Raw genomic sequence first — 17,550 nt, 5'->3', positions numbered from 1 at the left:
TCATTGTACAAACTCACATAATACAAAAAAAGCAATAATTGATAACCATCCCTATACTAAACCTGCCTATATTGAAATTCAATTTTTCTTGATAAGATTATAATTTATGAGATTTTCCCGCCTCTTAGTATTGTTCTTGCTGCTCCCATGTTTGGGGTTAGCACAAACCGTTGATACGCAACTGTCTGAAAACTTTCAAACTACACTTGACCTAATGTATCAGGCGCTGGACATAAATGGTTTAGGGGCTGCAGTTCAATTATCAAATGATGCTGTCTGGGCCGGAGGAAGTGGTGTTTCTACCTTTACTCCTCTAGATAATATTAGTGTTGACCACCGATTTGCTTCCGGAAGTTCAACCAAAACCATAACAGCGTCCTGCATTCTACAATTGGTGGATGAAGGGATGATTTCTCTTGATGACAGTATAAGCCTTTGGGTGCCAAATTTTACTCATGTCGATCCAACTATTACCATCCGTCAATTATTAAGGCATGAAAGCGGTATCTATAATTTTACCGATCATCCAAATTTCGGTTCGGCTATGTTCAATAACCCTGCTAGAATCTGGACGTTTGAAGAAGTAATGAACACATTTATAAACCCGCCATTATTTCTACCCGGAGAAGATTGGAGATATTCAAACACTAATTACTTATTATTGGGGTTAATAATTGAAGAGATAACCGGAAAATCATATTTGCAAGAAGTGAGGGATCGCTTTTTTACGCCTTTGGCTCTAAATAGTTATTCAAACCCGGCGTACGATCCTCTTCCGAACCCTGCTGCCCATGTTTGGCTGGATATTACCGGAAACGGTGTTCTGGATGATGCTTTTACGTGGTTAACAAATCAAAAATCAATCTTTAGTGCTATAGATTCGGCTGGTGGTTATTATGTAACGCCTACAGATTTAGTCAAATGGATACGAACCAGTATGAATGGAAGCCTTTTTTCAGCTGAAACATGGAGCGAGGCTACCGAAACTGTACCGACTACATTTTCCGGAGGGGCAGAATACGGACTGGGGTTAATAAAAAGAGAGTTTCTGGGAATTGAAGCTTATGGGCATGGTGGAGACCTTGCGGGATATTCCACAGCTGCTTTTTATTTTCCTGAAAAAGATATCAGTATTGTAGTAAATGGAAATCAAAGCGGGATCTATTCTACACATTTAAGTAGCACTGTTGAAGCATTACTTCAGGCATACCTAGATTATGAAATAAGCCTGTCTGTAAATTCATATGTATTTGAAAAGGAAAATATATTAGTATTTCCCAATCCTTTTACCAGTGAAATACATTTGCAATTTAATTCAGGCTTAAATGTAGATGATGTAACTTTTAATATAACTGATATTTTCGGTAAGATTATATGGAGGTGGGAAGCTGGAAGCAATAGTTTTCAAAACGGTCAAGCTGTTACCTTGGAAAACTTTGCCCATCTTAACCCCGGGATTTTCTTTTTGAATATGTACTCAAGTTCTCAATTTATAAAGACCTTTAAGGTTATAAAAAATTAATACGTCTATAAATAATCCGAAGGGAAATAGCACCTATTCTACCCCCTAAATAAAAAGAAGTCATCTTTCATATGTTCTATTCGTTCGTCTTTATTGGTCATAATGTACTCCAAAGCTCTCTGGGTAAAATCTTTTCCTTTTTCAGTAAGAAAAACTATTTCATTCTTTATTAGAATCATATTATTTTTTTCCGCCAGATCCAGAATTGTTTTTGCACGAATTTTTTGCCAGTTTATGTGCTCATTTAAATGATTAATATGCCGTTCTTCTTCTTCGGAATGATTGTTTAAGTGTAGTAAAAATGTGATTAGGGAAACTTCGGTCCGCTGTTGTTTCTGACGGTATAATACAGAAAGTAGTCCTTTTCCAGGTGCAAATAAATAGACCAACAAGAATACAATTCCCAAAACTGTGGTCATAGAACCTGAAATAGAGGCATCCAAAATATGAGCAAGCCAATATCCCGCAATTGCAGAAAACACCCCAAAAACTATAGATAAAAATAACATCCGTTTTAAGTCACTGGTCAATAAATATGCTGTAGCCGCCGGTGCTATCATCAGTGCAACTACCAAAATAGCTCCAACTGCATCAAAAGCTCCTACTACGGTCACAGATGAAACAGACATTAACCCATAATGCATTACAATTGGAGAGATCCCAAGTGCCGAAGATAAACCGGCATCAAACGTACTTATTTTCAGTTCTTTAAAGAAAAGAAAAAGCAATACTAATGATATCATCAGGATAGCTCCCATAAGCCAAAGTGATTTTGGGCCCATATCCAATCCCGAAAGCATCAATCTATCAAAAGGTGCAAAAGCCAATTCCCCCAATAATACTGCATCAATATCCAAATGAACATCATTTGCATTTTTGGCAATCATGATTACTCCTATACTAAACAAAGCAGGAAACACCAATCCAATAGCAGTATCTTCTTTAACCAACCCGGTTTTTTGTATGGCTTCTACCAATATTACAGTAATTACTCCTGTTAAAGCTGCAAGTAAGATCAATAAAGGAGAGTTTAGATCCTGAGTAATAAAAAATCCTGCAACAATCCCCGGTAGAATAGAATGACTAATAGCATCACTGATCAGTGCCATTTTTCGAAGTACTAAAAACACTCCGGGAATTGCACAAGCAGCAGCAACAACAGCAGCAATCAATTGTATTTCTATTTGTGGACTAGTCATCTTTCCTTTGTTGGCTATATAAATTTTTAGCTTCTTCAAAACCATGCTCTGTCATAGCCCATTGCTGCCCAGTAATTTTAATCCATTCTTTGTCTTCTAATTGCTGGAGTGATTTTTTTGTAAAGCCTTGAAAATTATTTAAAATTCTGATAGCATGAGGATGTGAAATATTTTCGTGATCTTTGACTATCCCATACATGAACTGAAGTGTTTTCTTGAGCTTAAGATCTCTTCGGTTCTTTCTAAAACGAATTTCTCTGAAAAGTAATCCTCTTCCGGGAGAAAAAATAAAAGAAAATATAACAAAAACTGCTGCTACTAAAACAATTACCGGCCCGGTAGACAAATTGTTCTGGCTCGCACTAATCGCTGTTCCAAATACTCCGGAAAAAGCTCCGAAAATTGATGCTAGTACAATCATCACACCCAAACTATTGGTCCATTGCCGTGCTGCTGCTGCTGGAGCCAATAACATCGCACTCATTAAAACAACTCCTACTGTTTGCAATCCCAAAACAATCGCCAATACGATAAAAAAAGTGATTAGAATATCTATGAATCTCGTATTAAAACCCAATGTCATAGTATAGTCTTCATCAAATAAAAGAATTTTGAATTCTTTCCAGAATAATAGTAAAATGAAAAGGCTTATTCCTGTAACAATAAGCATTAATTGAACATCTTTTTCTACTAAAGTAGCTGCCTGGCCAAATAAGTATTTATCTAATCCTGCCTGATTGGCATTAGGTTGTTTTTGAATAAATGTAAGTAACAACATTCCAAACCCAAAAAACAAAGAAAGGACCAGCCCTAAAGCCGTATCGCTTTTAAGGTGCGTTTTTGAGGTCATGCCACGAATCCAAAAAGTTCCTACCAGTCCACTTACCAAAGCTCCCAATAACAAAATATTTGTGTCTTTAGCCCCGGTAATTAAAAAAGCCAAAGCAATTCCCGGTAGTGCTGCGTGAGAGATCGCATCTCCCAATAAACTTTGCTTTCTCAATACTGCAAAGCTCCCCAACATACCACAAATTGCACCCAATACTGCGGTCCCCAACGTTATGGTACGAAGGGTATAATCTGTGAACAGCAACTCAAAATATTCGGGAACAGACATTACTTATTTATTGCAACTTTATAATTGATTCCGTAGGTTTTGGTTAGATTATCATCGTTGAAAATTTCTTTTACAGGCCCCGCAGCAATTTTTTTCACATTTAAAAAAGTTACCCAATCAAAATACTCGGGAACCGTTTGTAGGTCGTGATGTACAACAACCAGTGTTTTTCCTGCTTTTCGTAACTCTTTTAAAATATTGATAATGGCGATCTCGGTGGTTGCGTCAACCCCTTGAAAAGGTTCATCCATAAAATAGATAGAAGCATTTTGTACCAGGGCTCTTGCTAAAAAAACCCTTTGTTGCTGACCACCACTTAACTGACTTATCTGTCGGTTTTTAAAGGCTAACATTCCTACTTTTTCCAGGGCTTCTAATGCAGCCTTCTTTTCTTTTTGCCCCGGCCGTTTGATCCATCCCAGACTTCCGTAGGTCCCCATCATGACCACATCGATAGCCGTTGTAGGGAAATCCCAGTCAACACTTCCTTTTTGAGGTACATAGGCAACTAATTTACGTTGTTTATTATATGGCTTACCATAAATTGCGACACTCCCCGCTATGGGCTTAATAATCCCCAGAATAGATTTTATTAATGTTGATTTTCCGGCTCCATTTGGCCCTACAATTGCCATTAAAACCCCTTCCGGAACTGCCAGATCTATATCCCACAAAACCGGTTTATAGTTATAGGCAACGGTTAGGTCATCTACTTGCACCGCAAACTTGTTTTTCATACTATTTTAATGAATTAACAATTGTATTTACGTTATACCTAAACATCCCTATATAAGTGCCTTCATCTGTTCCGGGATTCCCCAAAGCATCACTAAAAAGAGAGCCTCCAATAGTTACATTGGCTCCTTTTGAAACTACAGATGCCTGCAGTGCTTCAATAGTTCTTCGTGGGACAGAGCTTTCTACAAAAATGGCTTTTACCTGCCTTTCAATGATAAAATCCGAAAGACGCTGTACATCTTGTACTCCCGCTTCTGTTACTGTAGAAAGACCTTGTAGCCCTACCACTTCAAAATCGTATGCTTTTCCAAAATAATTAAAAGCATCATGTGCTGTTACTAATATTCTTTTCTCCTTTGGAAGTGTTTCTATTGTAGCCCTATTTTCTGCTTCCAAAGCATCTAACTTCATTAAATAGGCTTGTTTATTTTTCAGAAAAAAATCAGCATTTTCAACATCTGTTTCAGCCAAAATCTGAGTTACTTTCTCTGCAAATTGTTTAAAATATTGAATATCGAACCAAACATGTGGATCGTAATTTGAAGCGAAATATTCTGACCCTATTAGCCCCCTTTTATCCAATACTTCGGCAAGTGCCACCTGTACTTTATTCTGATTCTCCATTTTTTCAAAAACCTCCACAAGTTTTCCTTCAAGATGCAACCCATTATAAAAAATGACATCTGCATTGTACAATTTAGAAACATCTCCTTCACTGGCTTTATAAAGATGCGGATCTACTCCAGCACCCATAAGTCCATTAACTTCTATACGGTCCCCACCAATATTTCTAACTAGTTCTGTGATCATTGTGGTGGTAGTTACTACATTTAATTTCTCTGATTTCTCTGTAGTATTTTTACAACTGACAACTGCTGTTATGACAAGTAATAATATGAATATTTTTTTCATCATTCTTTTTTAATTTGGAATTCTAAAACTAATCCCTGTACTAATCAATATATCCTGACCCTCAGTAAAACTTTTGCCTATAGTTGCATCTAACTGAATGTTATTCTGAATTGAATAGGTAAATCCCGCATCCCAATAGTGATTAGCCTTATTATCTTCCGGTAAATCGCCATAGACCTCTGCATATACTCCCAGCTTTTCCAGGATTGTATATCCATAAACGAATGTATAAACATAAGCTGCTTCTGAAGTATCATCTCCCCATTGCGCTCCAAGGTTATATGCTATACTTGATTTTTCATTAATGGTATGGGCAAAAGAAAACCTAAAGTCCACTCCGGTTGTTTCAGGGCGATAGTCCGTTGAAGCTATAAACGGGAGCATTAAATGCCCCAATAATCCTATTTCCGGAAGAAGACCTTTTTCTTCGGTAACTTCAACTTTCACCCCCAATAAAAGTGGTGAAAAGCCACTTGTTACATCTTCTGAACGCATATTATTAACTGTTGTCCTTCCCTCTTCAAAATTCCATCCTATTCGTAATTCAAAATTTTCTAAGAGTCCGTAGCGAACTAATGTTGTATTGTATCCAATGGTTTCAGTTTCGCTGTTATTTTCTTCAAAAGATTCATAAAAAACTCCTGTTTCTATTTGAAATGAGCGTACCGGAACTGTATTTGGCGATTCCGTAGCATCCGGCCTGTCTGTTATCATTTCCGGTAACTCTTTGGTTTCCTGAGCAAATATTCCTATAGACATCCCAAAAAACAGAATGCCAATATTGTGTTTTATATACTTCATTTAATTAGTTTGAACATATAGATTTTCCGCGATCTTTTGTGAAATAAAAAACTGGTCGTTTCCTACCTGAATGATCATGGAACCATCAAAAAACTCTTTACCTAACACCTTAATTTTAGTGCCAATACTTATTTTTCGTTTATCGAGATACTGTAGAAATTCTCCACTTGATTCCTTAACTCCAACACATACACCCCGTTGGCTTTTATTACATTCAGAAAGTAATTTCTTTTCCGTTCGCTTTACATTTCCATGCCTGTCGGGAATGGGGTCACCGTGGGGATCGAAATCCGGGCTTCCCAAAAACTTATCCAAACGATTAACTAATTCTTCAGATTGAATATGTTCTAATTGTTCAGCAATCTCATGAACTTCATCCCAATGGAAATTAAGTTTTTCAACTAAAAAAACTTCCCACAAACGATGTTTTCTGATCACATTTGCTGCAATCTTTCTTCCGTTAGGAGTTAACAATGCTCCTTTGTATTTTTTATAGGAGAGCACATCTTTTTCAGCAAGTTTTTGTACCATATCTGTCACTGAAGAAGGTTTGGTGTCCATCCTTTCAGCAATAGCATTCGTACTTACTTCCCCCTGGTTTTGCTGCTCCAGATGGTAAATAGCCTTTAAATAATTTTCTTCTGCAAGTGAAAACATAAAGACAAAGGTAAAGATTTTTTTCTATTTATATAGAATTTATTTTTAGCTTAGACTAAAAATAAAGAAAATTGCCTCCTATTAAACTTACTTTTTCAGTAATAAATTTAAAACCCTCTCTCTTTCTGAAGTTGTTCGTAAGCTTCCTGTACTTTTCTGAATTTCTCTTCCGCTCCCTTTTGATAGGCTTCATCCATGTGTTGAAGCTTATCGGGATGGTATTTTTTTGCCATGGTCCTGTAAGCAGCTTTAATTTCAGAATCCGTAGCAGTGCGTTCAATTTCCAAGATCTTATAAGCACTATCCGGGTTTTTAAAGAACATAGCCTTAATACTCTCGAAGTCTCGAAATTGTACTCCTAAATACCCCGAAATTCTGTTAATTTCCTGAACTTCGGGTTCAGAAACATGCCCATCTGCATTAGCAATACTAAATAGAAAATGAAGTATTTGAAGTCGTGACTCATATCTTGTACGTTGTCTCAACAAATTACAAATATTTATGGCAGAGACCTGTCGCTTCTTTATCACTTCATTAAAAACCCGAAAAGTTGCATTGGCTCGTTCCGTTCCATAGGCCTGCACAAAATATTGCCTCACAAAATTCAGTTCACTTTCGTTTACTGTACCGTCTGCTTTAATAACCAAAGACGCCAGCGAGAGCAAATTGAGTTCAAAATCAGCAGGAGTTACACGATCACCTCTTTGTTGCTGAAAAACCTGTTGAAAGGACCCGCCTCCCTTTTTACTTGACATATTATCTAATAAGCTTCCCAATAAAAAGCCTATAATTGCTCCAGGAAACCTAAAGAATGTATACCCAAGAATAGCGGTAAACCAACGAATCATATATATGTAATTTCAATTTATAAAATGGAGTCAAAGATAACTATTTACTGAAAGAGTTTTGGAATTCTTTAACGCTTTGATAATCTTAAAATTGGTTACCTTTGCACTAAAATTGTTACACATTTAAAAGACTTTATTATGTATCCACCGGAATTAGTAAAACCTATGCGTGAAGACCTTACAAGAGTAGGTTTCAATGAATTATATACAGCAGAGGAGGTAAATGAAGCGTTAAACAAAGAAGGAACTACTTTAGTTGTAGTGAATTCTGTATGTGGTTGTGCCGCTGCCAATGCGCGTCCGGGAGCCAATATGTCACTTCAAAATGAAAAAAAACCTGATCATTTAGTAACTGTTTTTGCAGGAGTTGACCGTGAAGCAGTTGATGCTGCCCGTGCACAAATGGTTCCTTTTCCTCCAAGTTCACCTTCTATGGCACTGTTTAAAGATGGTGAGTTGGTACACATGCTGGAGCGTCATCACATTGAAGGCCGGCCGGCAGATATGATCGCTGAAAACCTTAAAGGAGCTTATAACGAGTTTTGTTAGATAGTTTTTTTAAAAAACATTAAACCACGTTAAGGCGTGGTTTTTTTATGCTTATTTTTAAACTATGTTAAAGCTAATTTCATATCCAATATCAATTATATATTTTTTCTTTTTTGGATTAACCTTGGTTATTTTTCATCCTATCCAGTGGTTTACATTTAATGTATTTGGATATCAGGCACATAAAAAAACTGTAGATCTGCTGCAATTTTTCCTTATGAGGTGTCAAAATATTCTGGGGACACGGTTTTCATTTCGTAATCCATATCATATAGATACAGACAACCCTTTGATCATTGTTACCAACCATCAAAGTATGTTTGATATTCCGCCTATAATTTGGTATATGAGAAAACACCATTGCAAGTTTATAAGTAAGGCAGAATTAGGAAAAGGAATCCCCAGTGTATCTTATAATCTGCGGCATGGCGGATCCGTTCTAATTGATAGAAAAAACCCAAAAGAGGCGATTATCACCATTAAAAAATTTGCAAATTACATTGAAACAAATAAACGTGCTGCTGTAATTTTCCCTGAAGGAACTAGGAGTCGAAGAGGGGTTCCCAAACCATTTCAAACAAAAGGCTTATTAACATTGTTCGAAGGAATTCCTTCAGCAGTAGTTGTTCCTATTACTATTAATAATTCATGGAAAACCATTCGTTATGGAAAATTTCCTCTGGGATTAGGGGCACACGTTACTTTTACCGTACATCATCCTTTGAAAGTGAGTGAGCACGAGCCGGACAGCTTAATAAAAACAATTGAGGAGCAAATTACGCAGGCAATTATTCTTGATTAATTTTTTGATTGTATTCAGAATAATTTTATTTGTGGATCTTTCAATTTCAGGTAATGAGATTTATTCAAAGATTTTATTTTTCTGTTTTTTAAAAACTTCTTTTTTGCTACTCCCATAGTATCTTTTATCTGGATAGCAATTGTTCCTTCTCCACTCATTCTAATACCAAAACGGCTATCATTTAGTTTGCCTCCATGACATTCGGCTATTTGATTGAGAATTCTTTCTGCTTTATCGGGAATAGTTTTATAAGCCCAATCTTTAAAAATTTCAGCAATTTGACCGTTTAGCCTAACAATCGTGTAGGCAATATCTTTTGCTCCTAATTCTGAAACTTTTTTTACCATAGGAATGATCTCATGACTATTTAACGATGGAATTATAGGAGCCATCATTACCCGAACCGGAATATCATTATCTGAAAGTACCTCAACTACCTTCAACCTCTGTTTTATGCTTGCTGTACGAGGCTCGAGTAACCGTCGGGTCTTTTCAGATAAAGATGTTATGGAAATATTCACTGCGATAATATTAAGCTTTGCCATCTCCTGTAGAATATCCAAGTCGCGTAGTATTAATGAATTCTTGGTAATAATACCGGTAGGGTGTTTCCATTTAAGCATGACTTCCATACATTTCCTGGTAATTTCCAATTTTCGTTCAATAGGTTGGTAACAATCTGTATTTCCTGAAAATACGATGGTACGTGGCTGCCAAGATTTGCTTTTCAGTTTTTGTTCTAACAATTCCGGGGCATTCTTTTTTACCAAAATATTTCGTTCAAAATCCAATCCTGCACCATAACCCCAGTATTCATGTGTATTCCGTGCATAGCAATACACACAACCATGCTCACAGCCCTGATATGGATTCGCAGAATAACCCATCCCAATATCTGGGCTATTAACTTTATTAACAAAGGTCTTTGGAAACACCTCTATATAGCGTGTCTTATTTTTGTCTGCCTGCTCACCTTCTGTTTCACAGAAATTTAGAAAATCATCACGTATCTCATGACGTAATTCAAAAAAACGATTGTGTATTCTTTGCTGCGCACCGCGCCCTTTAAGATGTTTTTTAGGCATAAATTAACTTTGATAAGGGACTCATCAAAGTTAATTATATTTTGGAATTATTCCATTTACAATTGGATTTATTCCAAAAATGTTTTTGTGAAGCTTAAAATTATAGCCTATTTGCCCGGGAAATCCGGTTTTCTTTTCTCCAAAAAAGCTTGTGTTCCTTCCCGAAAATCTGCCGTACCAAAACATTTACCAAATTGTGTGATTTCCTCATCAAAACCATTTTCGCCATCCTCATAACCGGCATTGATCGCGGCAATTGCAGCAGCAATTGCTACAGGGGAATTTCTCATGATCTTCCCTGCTGTTTTCTGGGTAAAATCCATCAACTCCTCAGGAGTGGTTACATGATTTACTAAACCATATTGTAGTGCCTTATCGGCATCAATCATTCCGGCAGACATTATAAGTTCCATTGCACGGCCTTTCCCTACCAATTGTGGTAAACGTTGAGTGCCTCCATACCCCGGAATAACCCCCAAAGAAACTTCAGGGAGACCCATTTTCGCATTATTACTTGCAATTCTAAAATGGGCGGCCATAGCTAATTCCAGTCCACCACCAAGTGCAAAACCATTTACCGCAGCAATAACAGGTGTTGACAAATGTGCTACAAAATCAAATAGTTTTGCTTGTCCTTCAGATGCCAGTTGCTCACCTTGAGCAACTGAAAAGTCTGCAAATTCACTAATATCGGCTCCAGCCACAAAAGCTTTTTCTCCACTTCCGGTAATAATGATTACCTTTACTGTCCTGTCTTCATCAGCAGCCTTAAAAGCAGTATGCAACTCTTTGATCGTTTCTCTATTTAAGGCATTAAGCTTAGTAGGACGATTGACCGTAATGGTAGTGATTCCTTTTTGATTATCGGAAAGGATATTGTTATAATTCATTGCCTCTTGGTTTTATAATTGTAAGGTAGTTTCAGAAGATAAAAATACGTAAATGCTTACAATTGTATTGGAAATGTCACAGTAAATGTTGTTCCTTTTCCTTCGGCAGATGTCAATGCAATTTTTCCTTCATAGGTCTCCACTATTTTCTTCACCATAGCGAGCCCAAGCCCCATTCCACTACTCTTTGTAGTAAATTTTGGCTCAAATACCTTCTCTTTATTTCCTTCTGAAATACCCAGACCGTTATCTGCAACCGTTATAACAGCATTGGTTCCATCAGAAAAAACATTTACTTCAATTTTTGGGTTTCCAGAATTTTTTTGCTCAATAGCATAAATACTATTCTTAATTAGATTTGTGATCACACGTATTAACTGTGTACGATCAAATTTAGCGATGATCTCTTTTTCTTCTGAAAAGAAATAGATATAATCCTCATTAAAGATATCTAGTGCTAATTTGGTTATTTTAACAACATTTAGTGTCTCATCTTGCTGTGCAGGCATTTGTGCATAGGTTGAAAAAGCAGATGCAATAGAACTCATAGTATCAATTTGTTGAATAAGCGTATTGCTGTATTCTTCCATTTTTTTATATACATCAGGATCGTTCGCATCAAACTTTCGTTGAAAACTTTGTACCGTTAAACGCATAGGCGTTAGCGGATTTTTAATCTCATGTGCTACCTGTTTAGCCATTTCTCTCCATGCAGCTTCTCGCTCACTTGCTGCTAATTGGGCAGCGCTGCTTTCTAACTCGTCGATCATCCCATTATAGGCATTAACAAGCGATGAAATCTCTAGTGTTGTATCTTCTACCAGTATTTTCTTATTTCGTTTATCTAAACGTGTTTCAATGATCTTTTGACTGATAGCATTTAAGGAACGTGTAATATATTTCGAAAGGAAATAAGCTAATGTAATTGCAAACAGTAGCATCATTAAGTAGGCATAGCCAAGGCGGGTCAAGTACTCTTTTAACTCTTTATTTAGGAACCCGTCATCTTCAATATATGGTAGATTGAGTATTGCAAGGGGTTTAAAGTAGCTGTCGGTAATAAATGTATATGAAGATTGGTAATTTTGCCCATCTTCTTTAAACCCTTCAACGTAGTGTTTATATGGAGAAGCTTCCAGCGCTTCTACTATATAACTTGCCAACTTAGTATTAGTGGTATCTTTAAAGAATGAGGCTTTAGAAGACTTTAAAAGGTTTCCTTCCAGATCATATAGATATAACTCGAGATTATGAATATTCTTAATCTCGTAGATTTTATCCTTAAAAATAAGTGGAATATTTTCTGTGTCTACCGGATATGTAGTCGTTTTTAAGGCATAATTAATATTCTCCCGAATTGCTGTTTCTTTACGTAACAAGCGTTCTCTATGGTAGTCTTCGGCTTCTTCACGATATTGATAAATAGTGACCGCTGCTATCAAGACCGAAGCTCCAATAACCAGAAGGATCATCGATAAAAAAATACGAAAGCGAAGCGACTTGGTAAAATTCATTCAATACAATTTGTTCGAGAAAGATAGCAATAATTAAACCATTTATTTCACGAATTTTTCTCCCGAATCCTTTTGTAGAATCTATAGCCCAACATTACCAATATTGAAAATAGTACAATCCCGACCACCCCATATATCCAATTGACAGCATTTTTTAAGATTACCAGAAACACTATGGCAAATAAGATGATTGTAGCACCTTCGTTAAACAAACGCATAAAATTAGAAGAGTGCTTTACCACATCCTTTTGAAGTTGTTTAAAGATGATGTGACATTTTATATGATAAATAATTAATAAAACAACAAAACCAAGTTTTACCTGCATCCAGGCATCAGTAAGATAAAAAGGGCGAAGGACCAATAACCAAATCGCAAAACCTGTAGCTAAGATCATTGACGGCCAGGTAATGATATACCACAATCGTTTGGTCATAATTTTAAATTGGTTGCCCAAGATCTCCTTTTCAGGTGAGGGCTTATGGCTTGCTTCTATTTGGTACACGAAAAGGCGCACAATATAAAACAAACCTGCAAACCAGGTTATAACAAAGATCAAATGAAGTGATTTTATATAGTAGTATCCCAAGCTTTAGTATTTAATAGCATCCTGATAACAGAATACAAGAAAAAATTATAATAGCAAAAGTAAAAAAGAAAGGCACAAATGCTATATCTCTGCCAGGAATTCTCAATACTACTTGGTTTAATAGAAGTTTTTAAGAAGAATTAATCATGCTCTTCTCTTTCATCTATCTCAATATGTTTAATAACCACTTTATCTTTTGGTTTGTAAGGAATCTCCTTTAAGATGTGTTCTATAGCTTCTATTCTTGCCTTTGTTTTTTTATTGGCCTTTATTATGATCCACGGTGCTAATTTTGTATTTGTCTTTTCAAACATATTCTTTTTATACAATGTGTAATCATCCCAAAGTTCCAGAGCTTTTTGGTCTACTGCACTAAATTTCCATTTTTTTACAGGACTGGACTTAATCTCCTCAAAGCGTTTTTTCTGTTCTTCTTTTGAAATTGAAAAGTAAAATTTAATCAGGCGAATTCCGGATTCAATGATCATTCTTTCAAAATCATTGACCTGATTCATGAAAATATCATATTCCTTTTGCGTACAAAACCCATTAACAGGTTCAACAACTGCCCTATTGTACCAGCTTCTATCAAAAAATACGATCTTTCCCTGCTTAGGAAGTTTGTTGATATACCTTTGAAAATACCATTGACCTCTTTCTTCATCGTTGGGTTTGGGTAATGCGACAACCTTAAACTCTCTGGGGTTTAAATGTTCTGTAGTTCTTCGAATGGCACCTCCTTTTCCTGCAGCATCTCTTCCTTCAAAAATCACAACTATTTTTTCTTTATTGTCTGTTACCCAATGCTGTAATTTTATTAATTCTTCTTGTAATGACTTTAACCTGTTCTCATATCTTACAAACCGTAAAGCCTTATTCATGTTGTATTCTTCGTAAGACAGAAGTTGTTTTAATCCTTTTTTGGAATTTAAACATTTGAGATCTTTTTGAGTTATATTTTCTAACATATTAGTCAATTTGCCTTAGCGTTCTGTGATAACGTTCCACTATATTTGGGTCTGGGAAAGTTGTTGTCCCGGATTCACCTTTATTATCATATTTGAACCTGGATAACACATAACGAATACTTTCCAGGCGTGCCTCTTTTTTTATATTGGTTTTAATTATAATCCAAGGGCTAATAGATGTATGTGTTTTACTGAACATTTGTTCTTTGTACAAAGTATATATATCCCACCTTTTTTGCCCTTCCTGATCTACCGGACTAAACTTCCACCTTTTTAAAGGGTTTTCTAATCTCGCATTAAACCTTCTTAATTGTTCTTCTTTCGATATGGAAAACCAAAACTTAATTAATTCTACACCATCTTCATAAAGCATATGTTCGAACTCAGGGACCTGACGCATAAAATTATCATACTGTTCTTCATTGCAAAACCCCATAACTGGCTCTACCACAGCACGATTGTACCAGCTTCTGTCAAAAAACACAATTTCTCCCGTGTTAGGCAATTCTTTAATATAACGCCTAAAATACCACTGTCCTTTTTCTTTTTCGGTAGGTTTGGTTAATGCAACTACCCTTATAGAACGTGGATTTAAATGTTCAATAAAGCGACGAATGGTGCTTCCTTTTCCGGCAGCATCTCTTCCTTCAAAAATAATGCAAACACGTTTTTTATGTTTGGCAACCCATTGTTGTAAATTAACCAGTTCTGCCTGAAGTTTGAGCAGCTCTTTTTCGTATTGAATTGTATGAAGAATACCGGTAATACGTTCTTCTCCTTCTTTAGAAATAAGTGTTTTTATTAAACCTTCCTTATTCTTGGAGTTTTGAAAATCTTTGGCTGTAAGCATAGAATCTTATGTAATTTATAAAGATCATAATTCTTTAAAGTTAAAAAAATGACATTTATCATTGACAAAATCCCGGCATTACTTATTGTTTCATTTTTCGCACTTCTTTATTCAAATAATACCCTGTTACAATAGTAGAAAGTACATCGGCAATAGGGAAAGAGACCCAAACACCCCAAACACCAAAAAACTTTGGAAGTATTAAAATTAATGGAATTAAAAAGAATCCTTGTTTTGTTAAGCTAAGCAATAAAGCAGGAATTGCTTTTCCAATCGCTTGAAAATACGACGCTCCTATTAATTGAATAACAATAACAGGAGTAGCTGCAAATACCCAACGTAATGCATTTGGGGTTCTACGTAATAACTCCTGATTATTGGTCATTGTTTCAATATCTAAGCCTTCTCTTCCGCTTATAAAAATTGAAACCAAATTTGGAGAGAAAATCATAATAATTGCAAAAATAAATAAAGCCAGCACTCCTGAGTATTTAATGGAAGTGTTGATGGATTCCCTAACGCGTTCAAACTTCCCGGCCCCGTAATTATACCCCGCGATAGGCAAGAATCCTTGATTTACACCAATTACCGGAAAAAGAGCAAACATAAGCATCCGGCTAATAATTCCATACGAGGCAACATCCAATGCATCACCATAGGTAATAAGCACATTATTTAATAAAATAGTTAGTACTGCGATCGCTCCCTGTCTTGCAAGAGTCACAAAACTCAAGCTGTTTATTTCTGAAACTATTTTTTTACGGAGTACAAAGCATTTTGCGGTGAGTTTCAATTCACTTTTAAAAACAAAGAACCAAACTATAAAAGCAAAACAAATCGCATAGCTTATAAAAGTGGCCCATGCTGCCCCTTCCATACCAAAGTCAAATACATTAATTAAAATGTAATCCATAAAAATGTTCCCAATAGCAGGAAGCAGCATTGCGTACATCGCAAACTTTGGCTTGCCTTCGGCACGAATTACACTATTCCCCATCATACAGATCGCCAGCATAACAATACCATATAATACAATGCGATAATAAATCAATGCCAGATCCTTGAAAGAATCATCTGCGCCAAAAAATTCAATTAATGTATTTTGAAAAATAAGTCCTAAAATAGCAAGCAGTCCAGAAGAGACGAATGTGAGTGTAATTTGATTCCCGAAAACCTGCAAAGCTTTACTGTCATTGCCTGAACCCAGTGCTCGAGAAAGAACCGAGCTTCCACCAATACCAATAGATAAACCAATCGCACCAATAAAAAAAGTAATCGGAATAACTACAGTTATAGCAGAGATCGCTAACGGACCAATCCATCTCCCTACGAAAATGGTATCAACGATCATATTAAGTGACATTACCAGGATTCCTATAGATGCCGGTACTGCCTGCCTGACAAGTAGTTTGCTAATGGGATCGGTGCCTAACGTAGTAGATTTTTTCCCTTTTGCCATTAGGCAATTGCTTTTTTAATATCTACAATCCTCCAGGCATCTATCCAACCTGTTAATACATCTGCCCAATCATCTCGGTCATTTAAACACGGAATCGTTGTAAATGTTTCTCCGCCAACTTCACGGAAGATCTCTTGTCCTTCCATTGCAATTTCTTCCAATGTTTCTAAGCAATCGCTCACAAAGGCCGGTGTAACGACCACCATTTTTTTAATACCAGCTTTACCCATTCTTTCTATAGTCCGGTCTGTGTAAGGTTGCAGCCACGGATCAAATCCTAAACGAGATTGAAAGGAAGAGGAATATGTTCCTTTTTTCAAATTTAATTTCTCGGCCACCAACGCTGTTGTTTTATAGCATTGGTGACGGTAACAGAACTGATGGGCTTCCGAAGTGGTTTTACAACAATTCTCATCAATTTTACAGTGTGAATTGGTAATATCACTCTTACGAATATGTCTTTCCGGAACACCATGATAGCTAAACAACAGGTGTTCGTAATCCAGTCCTTCTAATTTTTCAAATATACTTTTGGAAAGGACTTCAATATATTCGGGTTTATGGTAAAAAGAAGGAAGAGATGTAATTTCCAATTCCGGGAAGTATTTCTTCTGAAGCTCCCCAACGGCTACTTCAATTGTCTCTGTCGTTGCCATTGCAAATTGAGGATACAATGGAATGATCAATACTTCATTTACCCCTTTATCAACTAATTGCTGAAGCCCTTTTTTTAGTGTCATACTCCCGTAGCGCATTGCTAAAGCAACCGGAATAGTAGTTCTTTCCTGAATTTTTTTCTGTAATCTTTCAGAAATAACAATCAAAGGAGAGCCTTCTTCCCACCAGATTTTTTGATAAGCTTCGGCAGATTTTTTGGGCCGGGTATTCAATATGATTCCACGTACCAGTAAAATTCGCGCCCAACGAGGTACATCGATTACACGGGGATCCATTAAAAATTCATCCAGATATTTTTTTACGTCCTTTGGATCGGTGCTATCCGGCGAACCAAGATTTACAAGGAGAACTCCTTTCATTTATAGAAATTTTTA

General features: G+C 36.3%; 18 protein-coding genes. 3 read left to right on the top strand and 15 right to left on the bottom strand.

Going from position 1 to position 17,550, the window contains the following annotated elements; all coding sequences use genetic code 11:
- Window positions 1-106: 106 nt before the first annotated feature.
- Window positions 107-1,522 carry a serine hydrolase gene (locus ACY2RT_RS06740; protein WP_490155134.1) on the top strand — a complete coding sequence of 472 codons (1,416 nt, stop codon included), beginning with the start codon at window positions 107-109 and terminating at the stop codon, window positions 1,520-1,522.
- 38 nt (window positions 1,523-1,560) lie between these two features.
- On the opposite strand, the gene ACY2RT_RS06735 is transcribed toward ACY2RT_RS06740, so the two are convergent.
- The 7 genes from ACY2RT_RS06735 to ACY2RT_RS06705 all read right to left on the bottom strand — a co-directional run bounded on the left by ACY2RT_RS06735 (window position 1,561) and on the right by ACY2RT_RS06705 (window position 7,794).
- Window positions 1,561-2,721 carry a metal ABC transporter permease gene (locus ACY2RT_RS06735; RefSeq protein ID WP_490155133.1) on the bottom strand — a complete coding sequence of 387 codons (1,161 nt, stop codon included), beginning with the start codon at window positions 2,719-2,721 and terminating at the stop codon, window positions 1,561-1,563.
- Complete coding sequence (locus tag ACY2RT_RS06730; RefSeq protein ID WP_490155132.1) at window positions 2,714-3,838, bottom strand: metal ABC transporter permease; 1,125 nt, start codon at window positions 3,836-3,838, stop codon at window positions 2,714-2,716. Before ACY2RT_RS06730 ends, ACY2RT_RS06735 begins: the two co-directional genes overlap by 8 nt.
- The gene (locus ACY2RT_RS06725) at window positions 3,838-4,575 is read right to left on the bottom strand and encodes a metal ABC transporter ATP-binding protein (protein ID WP_490155131.1); all 738 of its coding nucleotides are present in this window, start codon (window positions 4,573-4,575) and stop codon (window positions 3,838-3,840) included. Before ACY2RT_RS06725 ends, ACY2RT_RS06730 begins: the two co-directional genes overlap by 1 nt.
- Window position 4,576: 1 nt before the next feature.
- Window positions 4,577-5,488, bottom strand: coding sequence for a metal ABC transporter solute-binding protein, Zn/Mn family (locus ACY2RT_RS06720; RefSeq protein WP_490155398.1), 912 nt, complete (start codon window positions 5,486-5,488; stop codon window positions 4,577-4,579).
- A gap of 9 nt (window positions 5,489-5,497) precedes the next feature.
- Window positions 5,498-6,289, bottom strand: coding sequence for a transporter (locus tag ACY2RT_RS06715; RefSeq protein ID WP_490155130.1), 792 nt, complete (start codon window positions 6,287-6,289; stop codon window positions 5,498-5,500).
- Window positions 6,290-6,946 carry a metal-dependent transcriptional regulator gene (locus ACY2RT_RS06710; protein WP_490155129.1) on the bottom strand — a complete coding sequence of 219 codons (657 nt, stop codon included), beginning with the start codon at window positions 6,944-6,946 and terminating at the stop codon, window positions 6,290-6,292.
- A 107-nt stretch (window positions 6,947-7,053) separates the two neighbouring features.
- Entirely contained in the window at window positions 7,054-7,794 is a 741-nt protein-coding gene (locus ACY2RT_RS06705) for a TerB family tellurite resistance protein (RefSeq protein ID WP_490155128.1), read from the bottom strand.
- 138 nt (window positions 7,795-7,932) lie between these two features.
- On the opposite strand from ACY2RT_RS06705, the gene ACY2RT_RS06700 reads away from it, so the two are divergent.
- Together ACY2RT_RS06700 and ACY2RT_RS06695 are read left to right on the top strand one after the other, a co-directional pair.
- Window positions 7,933-8,343 (top strand): BrxA/BrxB family bacilliredoxin, encoded by a 411-nt coding sequence (locus ACY2RT_RS06700; protein ID WP_490155127.1) that lies wholly within the window; start codon window positions 7,933-7,935, stop codon window positions 8,341-8,343.
- A gap of 64 nt (window positions 8,344-8,407) precedes the next feature.
- A complete protein-coding gene (locus tag ACY2RT_RS06695; protein ID WP_490155126.1) occupies window positions 8,408-9,145 on the top strand; it encodes a lysophospholipid acyltransferase family protein in 738 nt (245 codons plus the stop codon).
- A 14-nt stretch (window positions 9,146-9,159) separates the two neighbouring features.
- On the opposite strand, the gene ACY2RT_RS06690 is transcribed toward ACY2RT_RS06695, so the two are convergent.
- The 8 genes from ACY2RT_RS06690 to hemH all read right to left on the bottom strand — a co-directional run bounded on the left by ACY2RT_RS06690 (window position 9,160) and on the right by hemH (window position 17,535).
- Window positions 9,160-10,230, bottom strand: a complete 1,071-nt coding sequence (locus ACY2RT_RS06690; protein WP_490155125.1) for a PA0069 family radical SAM protein — start codon at window positions 10,228-10,230, stop codon at window positions 9,160-9,162.
- Window positions 10,231-10,337: 107 nt separating this feature from the next.
- Complete coding sequence (locus ACY2RT_RS06685) at window positions 10,338-11,120, bottom strand: enoyl-CoA hydratase/isomerase family protein (protein ID WP_490155124.1); 783 nt, start codon at window positions 11,118-11,120, stop codon at window positions 10,338-10,340.
- Window positions 11,121-11,176: 56 nt separating this feature from the next.
- Window positions 11,177-12,634, bottom strand: a complete 1,458-nt coding sequence (locus ACY2RT_RS06680; RefSeq protein ID WP_490155123.1) for a sensor histidine kinase — start codon at window positions 12,632-12,634, stop codon at window positions 11,177-11,179.
- Between the two features lie 47 nt (window positions 12,635-12,681).
- Window positions 12,682-13,221 (bottom strand): CopD family protein, encoded by a 540-nt coding sequence (locus tag ACY2RT_RS06675; RefSeq protein WP_490155122.1) that lies wholly within the window; start codon window positions 13,219-13,221, stop codon window positions 12,682-12,684.
- A gap of 140 nt (window positions 13,222-13,361) precedes the next feature.
- Entirely contained in the window at window positions 13,362-14,189 is an 828-nt protein-coding gene (ppk2, locus tag ACY2RT_RS06670; RefSeq protein ID WP_490155121.1) for a polyphosphate kinase 2, read from the bottom strand.
- A 1-nt stretch (window position 14,190) separates the two neighbouring features.
- Window positions 14,191-15,039, bottom strand: coding sequence for a polyphosphate kinase 2 (ppk2, locus tag ACY2RT_RS06665; protein WP_490155120.1), 849 nt, complete (start codon window positions 15,037-15,039; stop codon window positions 14,191-14,193).
- 82 nt (window positions 15,040-15,121) lie between these two features.
- Window positions 15,122-16,498 carry an MATE family efflux transporter gene (locus ACY2RT_RS06660; RefSeq protein WP_490155119.1) on the bottom strand — a complete coding sequence of 459 codons (1,377 nt, stop codon included), beginning with the start codon at window positions 16,496-16,498 and terminating at the stop codon, window positions 15,122-15,124.
- Window positions 16,498-17,535 (bottom strand): ferrochelatase, encoded by a 1,038-nt coding sequence (gene hemH / locus ACY2RT_RS06655; RefSeq protein ID WP_490155118.1) that lies wholly within the window; start codon window positions 17,533-17,535, stop codon window positions 16,498-16,500. Before hemH ends, ACY2RT_RS06660 begins: the two co-directional genes overlap by 1 nt.
- Window positions 17,536-17,550 lie beyond the last annotated feature (15 nt).

It is taken from the genome of Ulvibacter sp. 2210JD10-4, assembly GCF_058148525.1.
The sequence above is the reverse complement of the archived record's forward strand: the minus strand, read 5'-3'. Positions and strand labels throughout refer to the sequence as shown.

What these genes read in the sequence shown, in the direction of transcription:
- ACY2RT_RS06690 (WP_490155125.1), bottom strand. Translation starts at nt 10,230, where the DNA reads ATGCCTAAAAAACATCTTAAAGGGCGCGGTGCGCAGCAAAGAATACAC.
- ppk2 (WP_490155121.1), bottom strand. Translation starts at nt 14,189, where the DNA reads ATGTTAGAAAATATAACTCAAAAAGATCTCAAATGTTTAAATTCCAAA.
- ppk2 (WP_490155120.1), bottom strand. Translation starts at nt 15,039, where the DNA reads ATGCTTACAGCCAAAGATTTTCAAAACTCCAAGAATAAGGAAGGTTTA.
- ACY2RT_RS06685 (WP_490155124.1), bottom strand. Translation starts at nt 11,120, where the DNA reads ATGAATTATAACAATATCCTTTCCGATAATCAAAAAGGAATCACTACC.
- ACY2RT_RS06700 (WP_490155127.1), top strand. Translation starts at nt 7,933, where the DNA reads ATGTATCCACCGGAATTAGTAAAACCTATGCGTGAAGACCTTACAAGA.
- ACY2RT_RS06740 (WP_490155134.1), top strand. Translation starts at nt 107, where the DNA reads ATGAGATTTTCCCGCCTCTTAGTATTGTTCTTGCTGCTCCCATGTTTG.
- ACY2RT_RS06725 (WP_490155131.1), bottom strand. Translation starts at nt 4,575, where the DNA reads ATGAAAAACAAGTTTGCGGTGCAAGTAGATGACCTAACCGTTGCCTAT.
- ACY2RT_RS06695 (WP_490155126.1), top strand. Translation starts at nt 8,408, where the DNA reads ATGTTAAAGCTAATTTCATATCCAATATCAATTATATATTTTTTCTTT.
- ACY2RT_RS06735 (WP_490155133.1), bottom strand. Translation starts at nt 2,721, where the DNA reads ATGACTAGTCCACAAATAGAAATACAATTGATTGCTGCTGTTGTTGCT.
- ACY2RT_RS06680 (WP_490155123.1), bottom strand. Translation starts at nt 12,634, where the DNA reads ATGAATTTTACCAAGTCGCTTCGCTTTCGTATTTTTTTATCGATGATC.
- ACY2RT_RS06720 (WP_490155398.1), bottom strand. Translation starts at nt 5,488, where the DNA reads ATGAAAAAAATATTCATATTATTACTTGTCATAACAGCAGTTGTCAGT.
- ACY2RT_RS06705 (WP_490155128.1), bottom strand. Translation starts at nt 7,794, where the DNA reads ATGATTCGTTGGTTTACCGCTATTCTTGGGTATACATTCTTTAGGTTT.
- ACY2RT_RS06660 (WP_490155119.1), bottom strand. Translation starts at nt 16,498, where the DNA reads ATGGCAAAAGGGAAAAAATCTACTACGTTAGGCACCGATCCCATTAGC.
- ACY2RT_RS06710 (WP_490155129.1), bottom strand. Translation starts at nt 6,946, where the DNA reads ATGTTTTCACTTGCAGAAGAAAATTATTTAAAGGCTATTTACCATCTG.
- ACY2RT_RS06715 (WP_490155130.1), bottom strand. Translation starts at nt 6,289, where the DNA reads ATGAAGTATATAAAACACAATATTGGCATTCTGTTTTTTGGGATGTCT.
- ACY2RT_RS06730 (WP_490155132.1), bottom strand. Translation starts at nt 3,838, where the DNA reads ATGTCTGTTCCCGAATATTTTGAGTTGCTGTTCACAGATTATACCCTT.
- hemH (WP_490155118.1), bottom strand. Translation starts at nt 17,535, where the DNA reads ATGAAAGGAGTTCTCCTTGTAAATCTTGGTTCGCCGGATAGCACCGAT.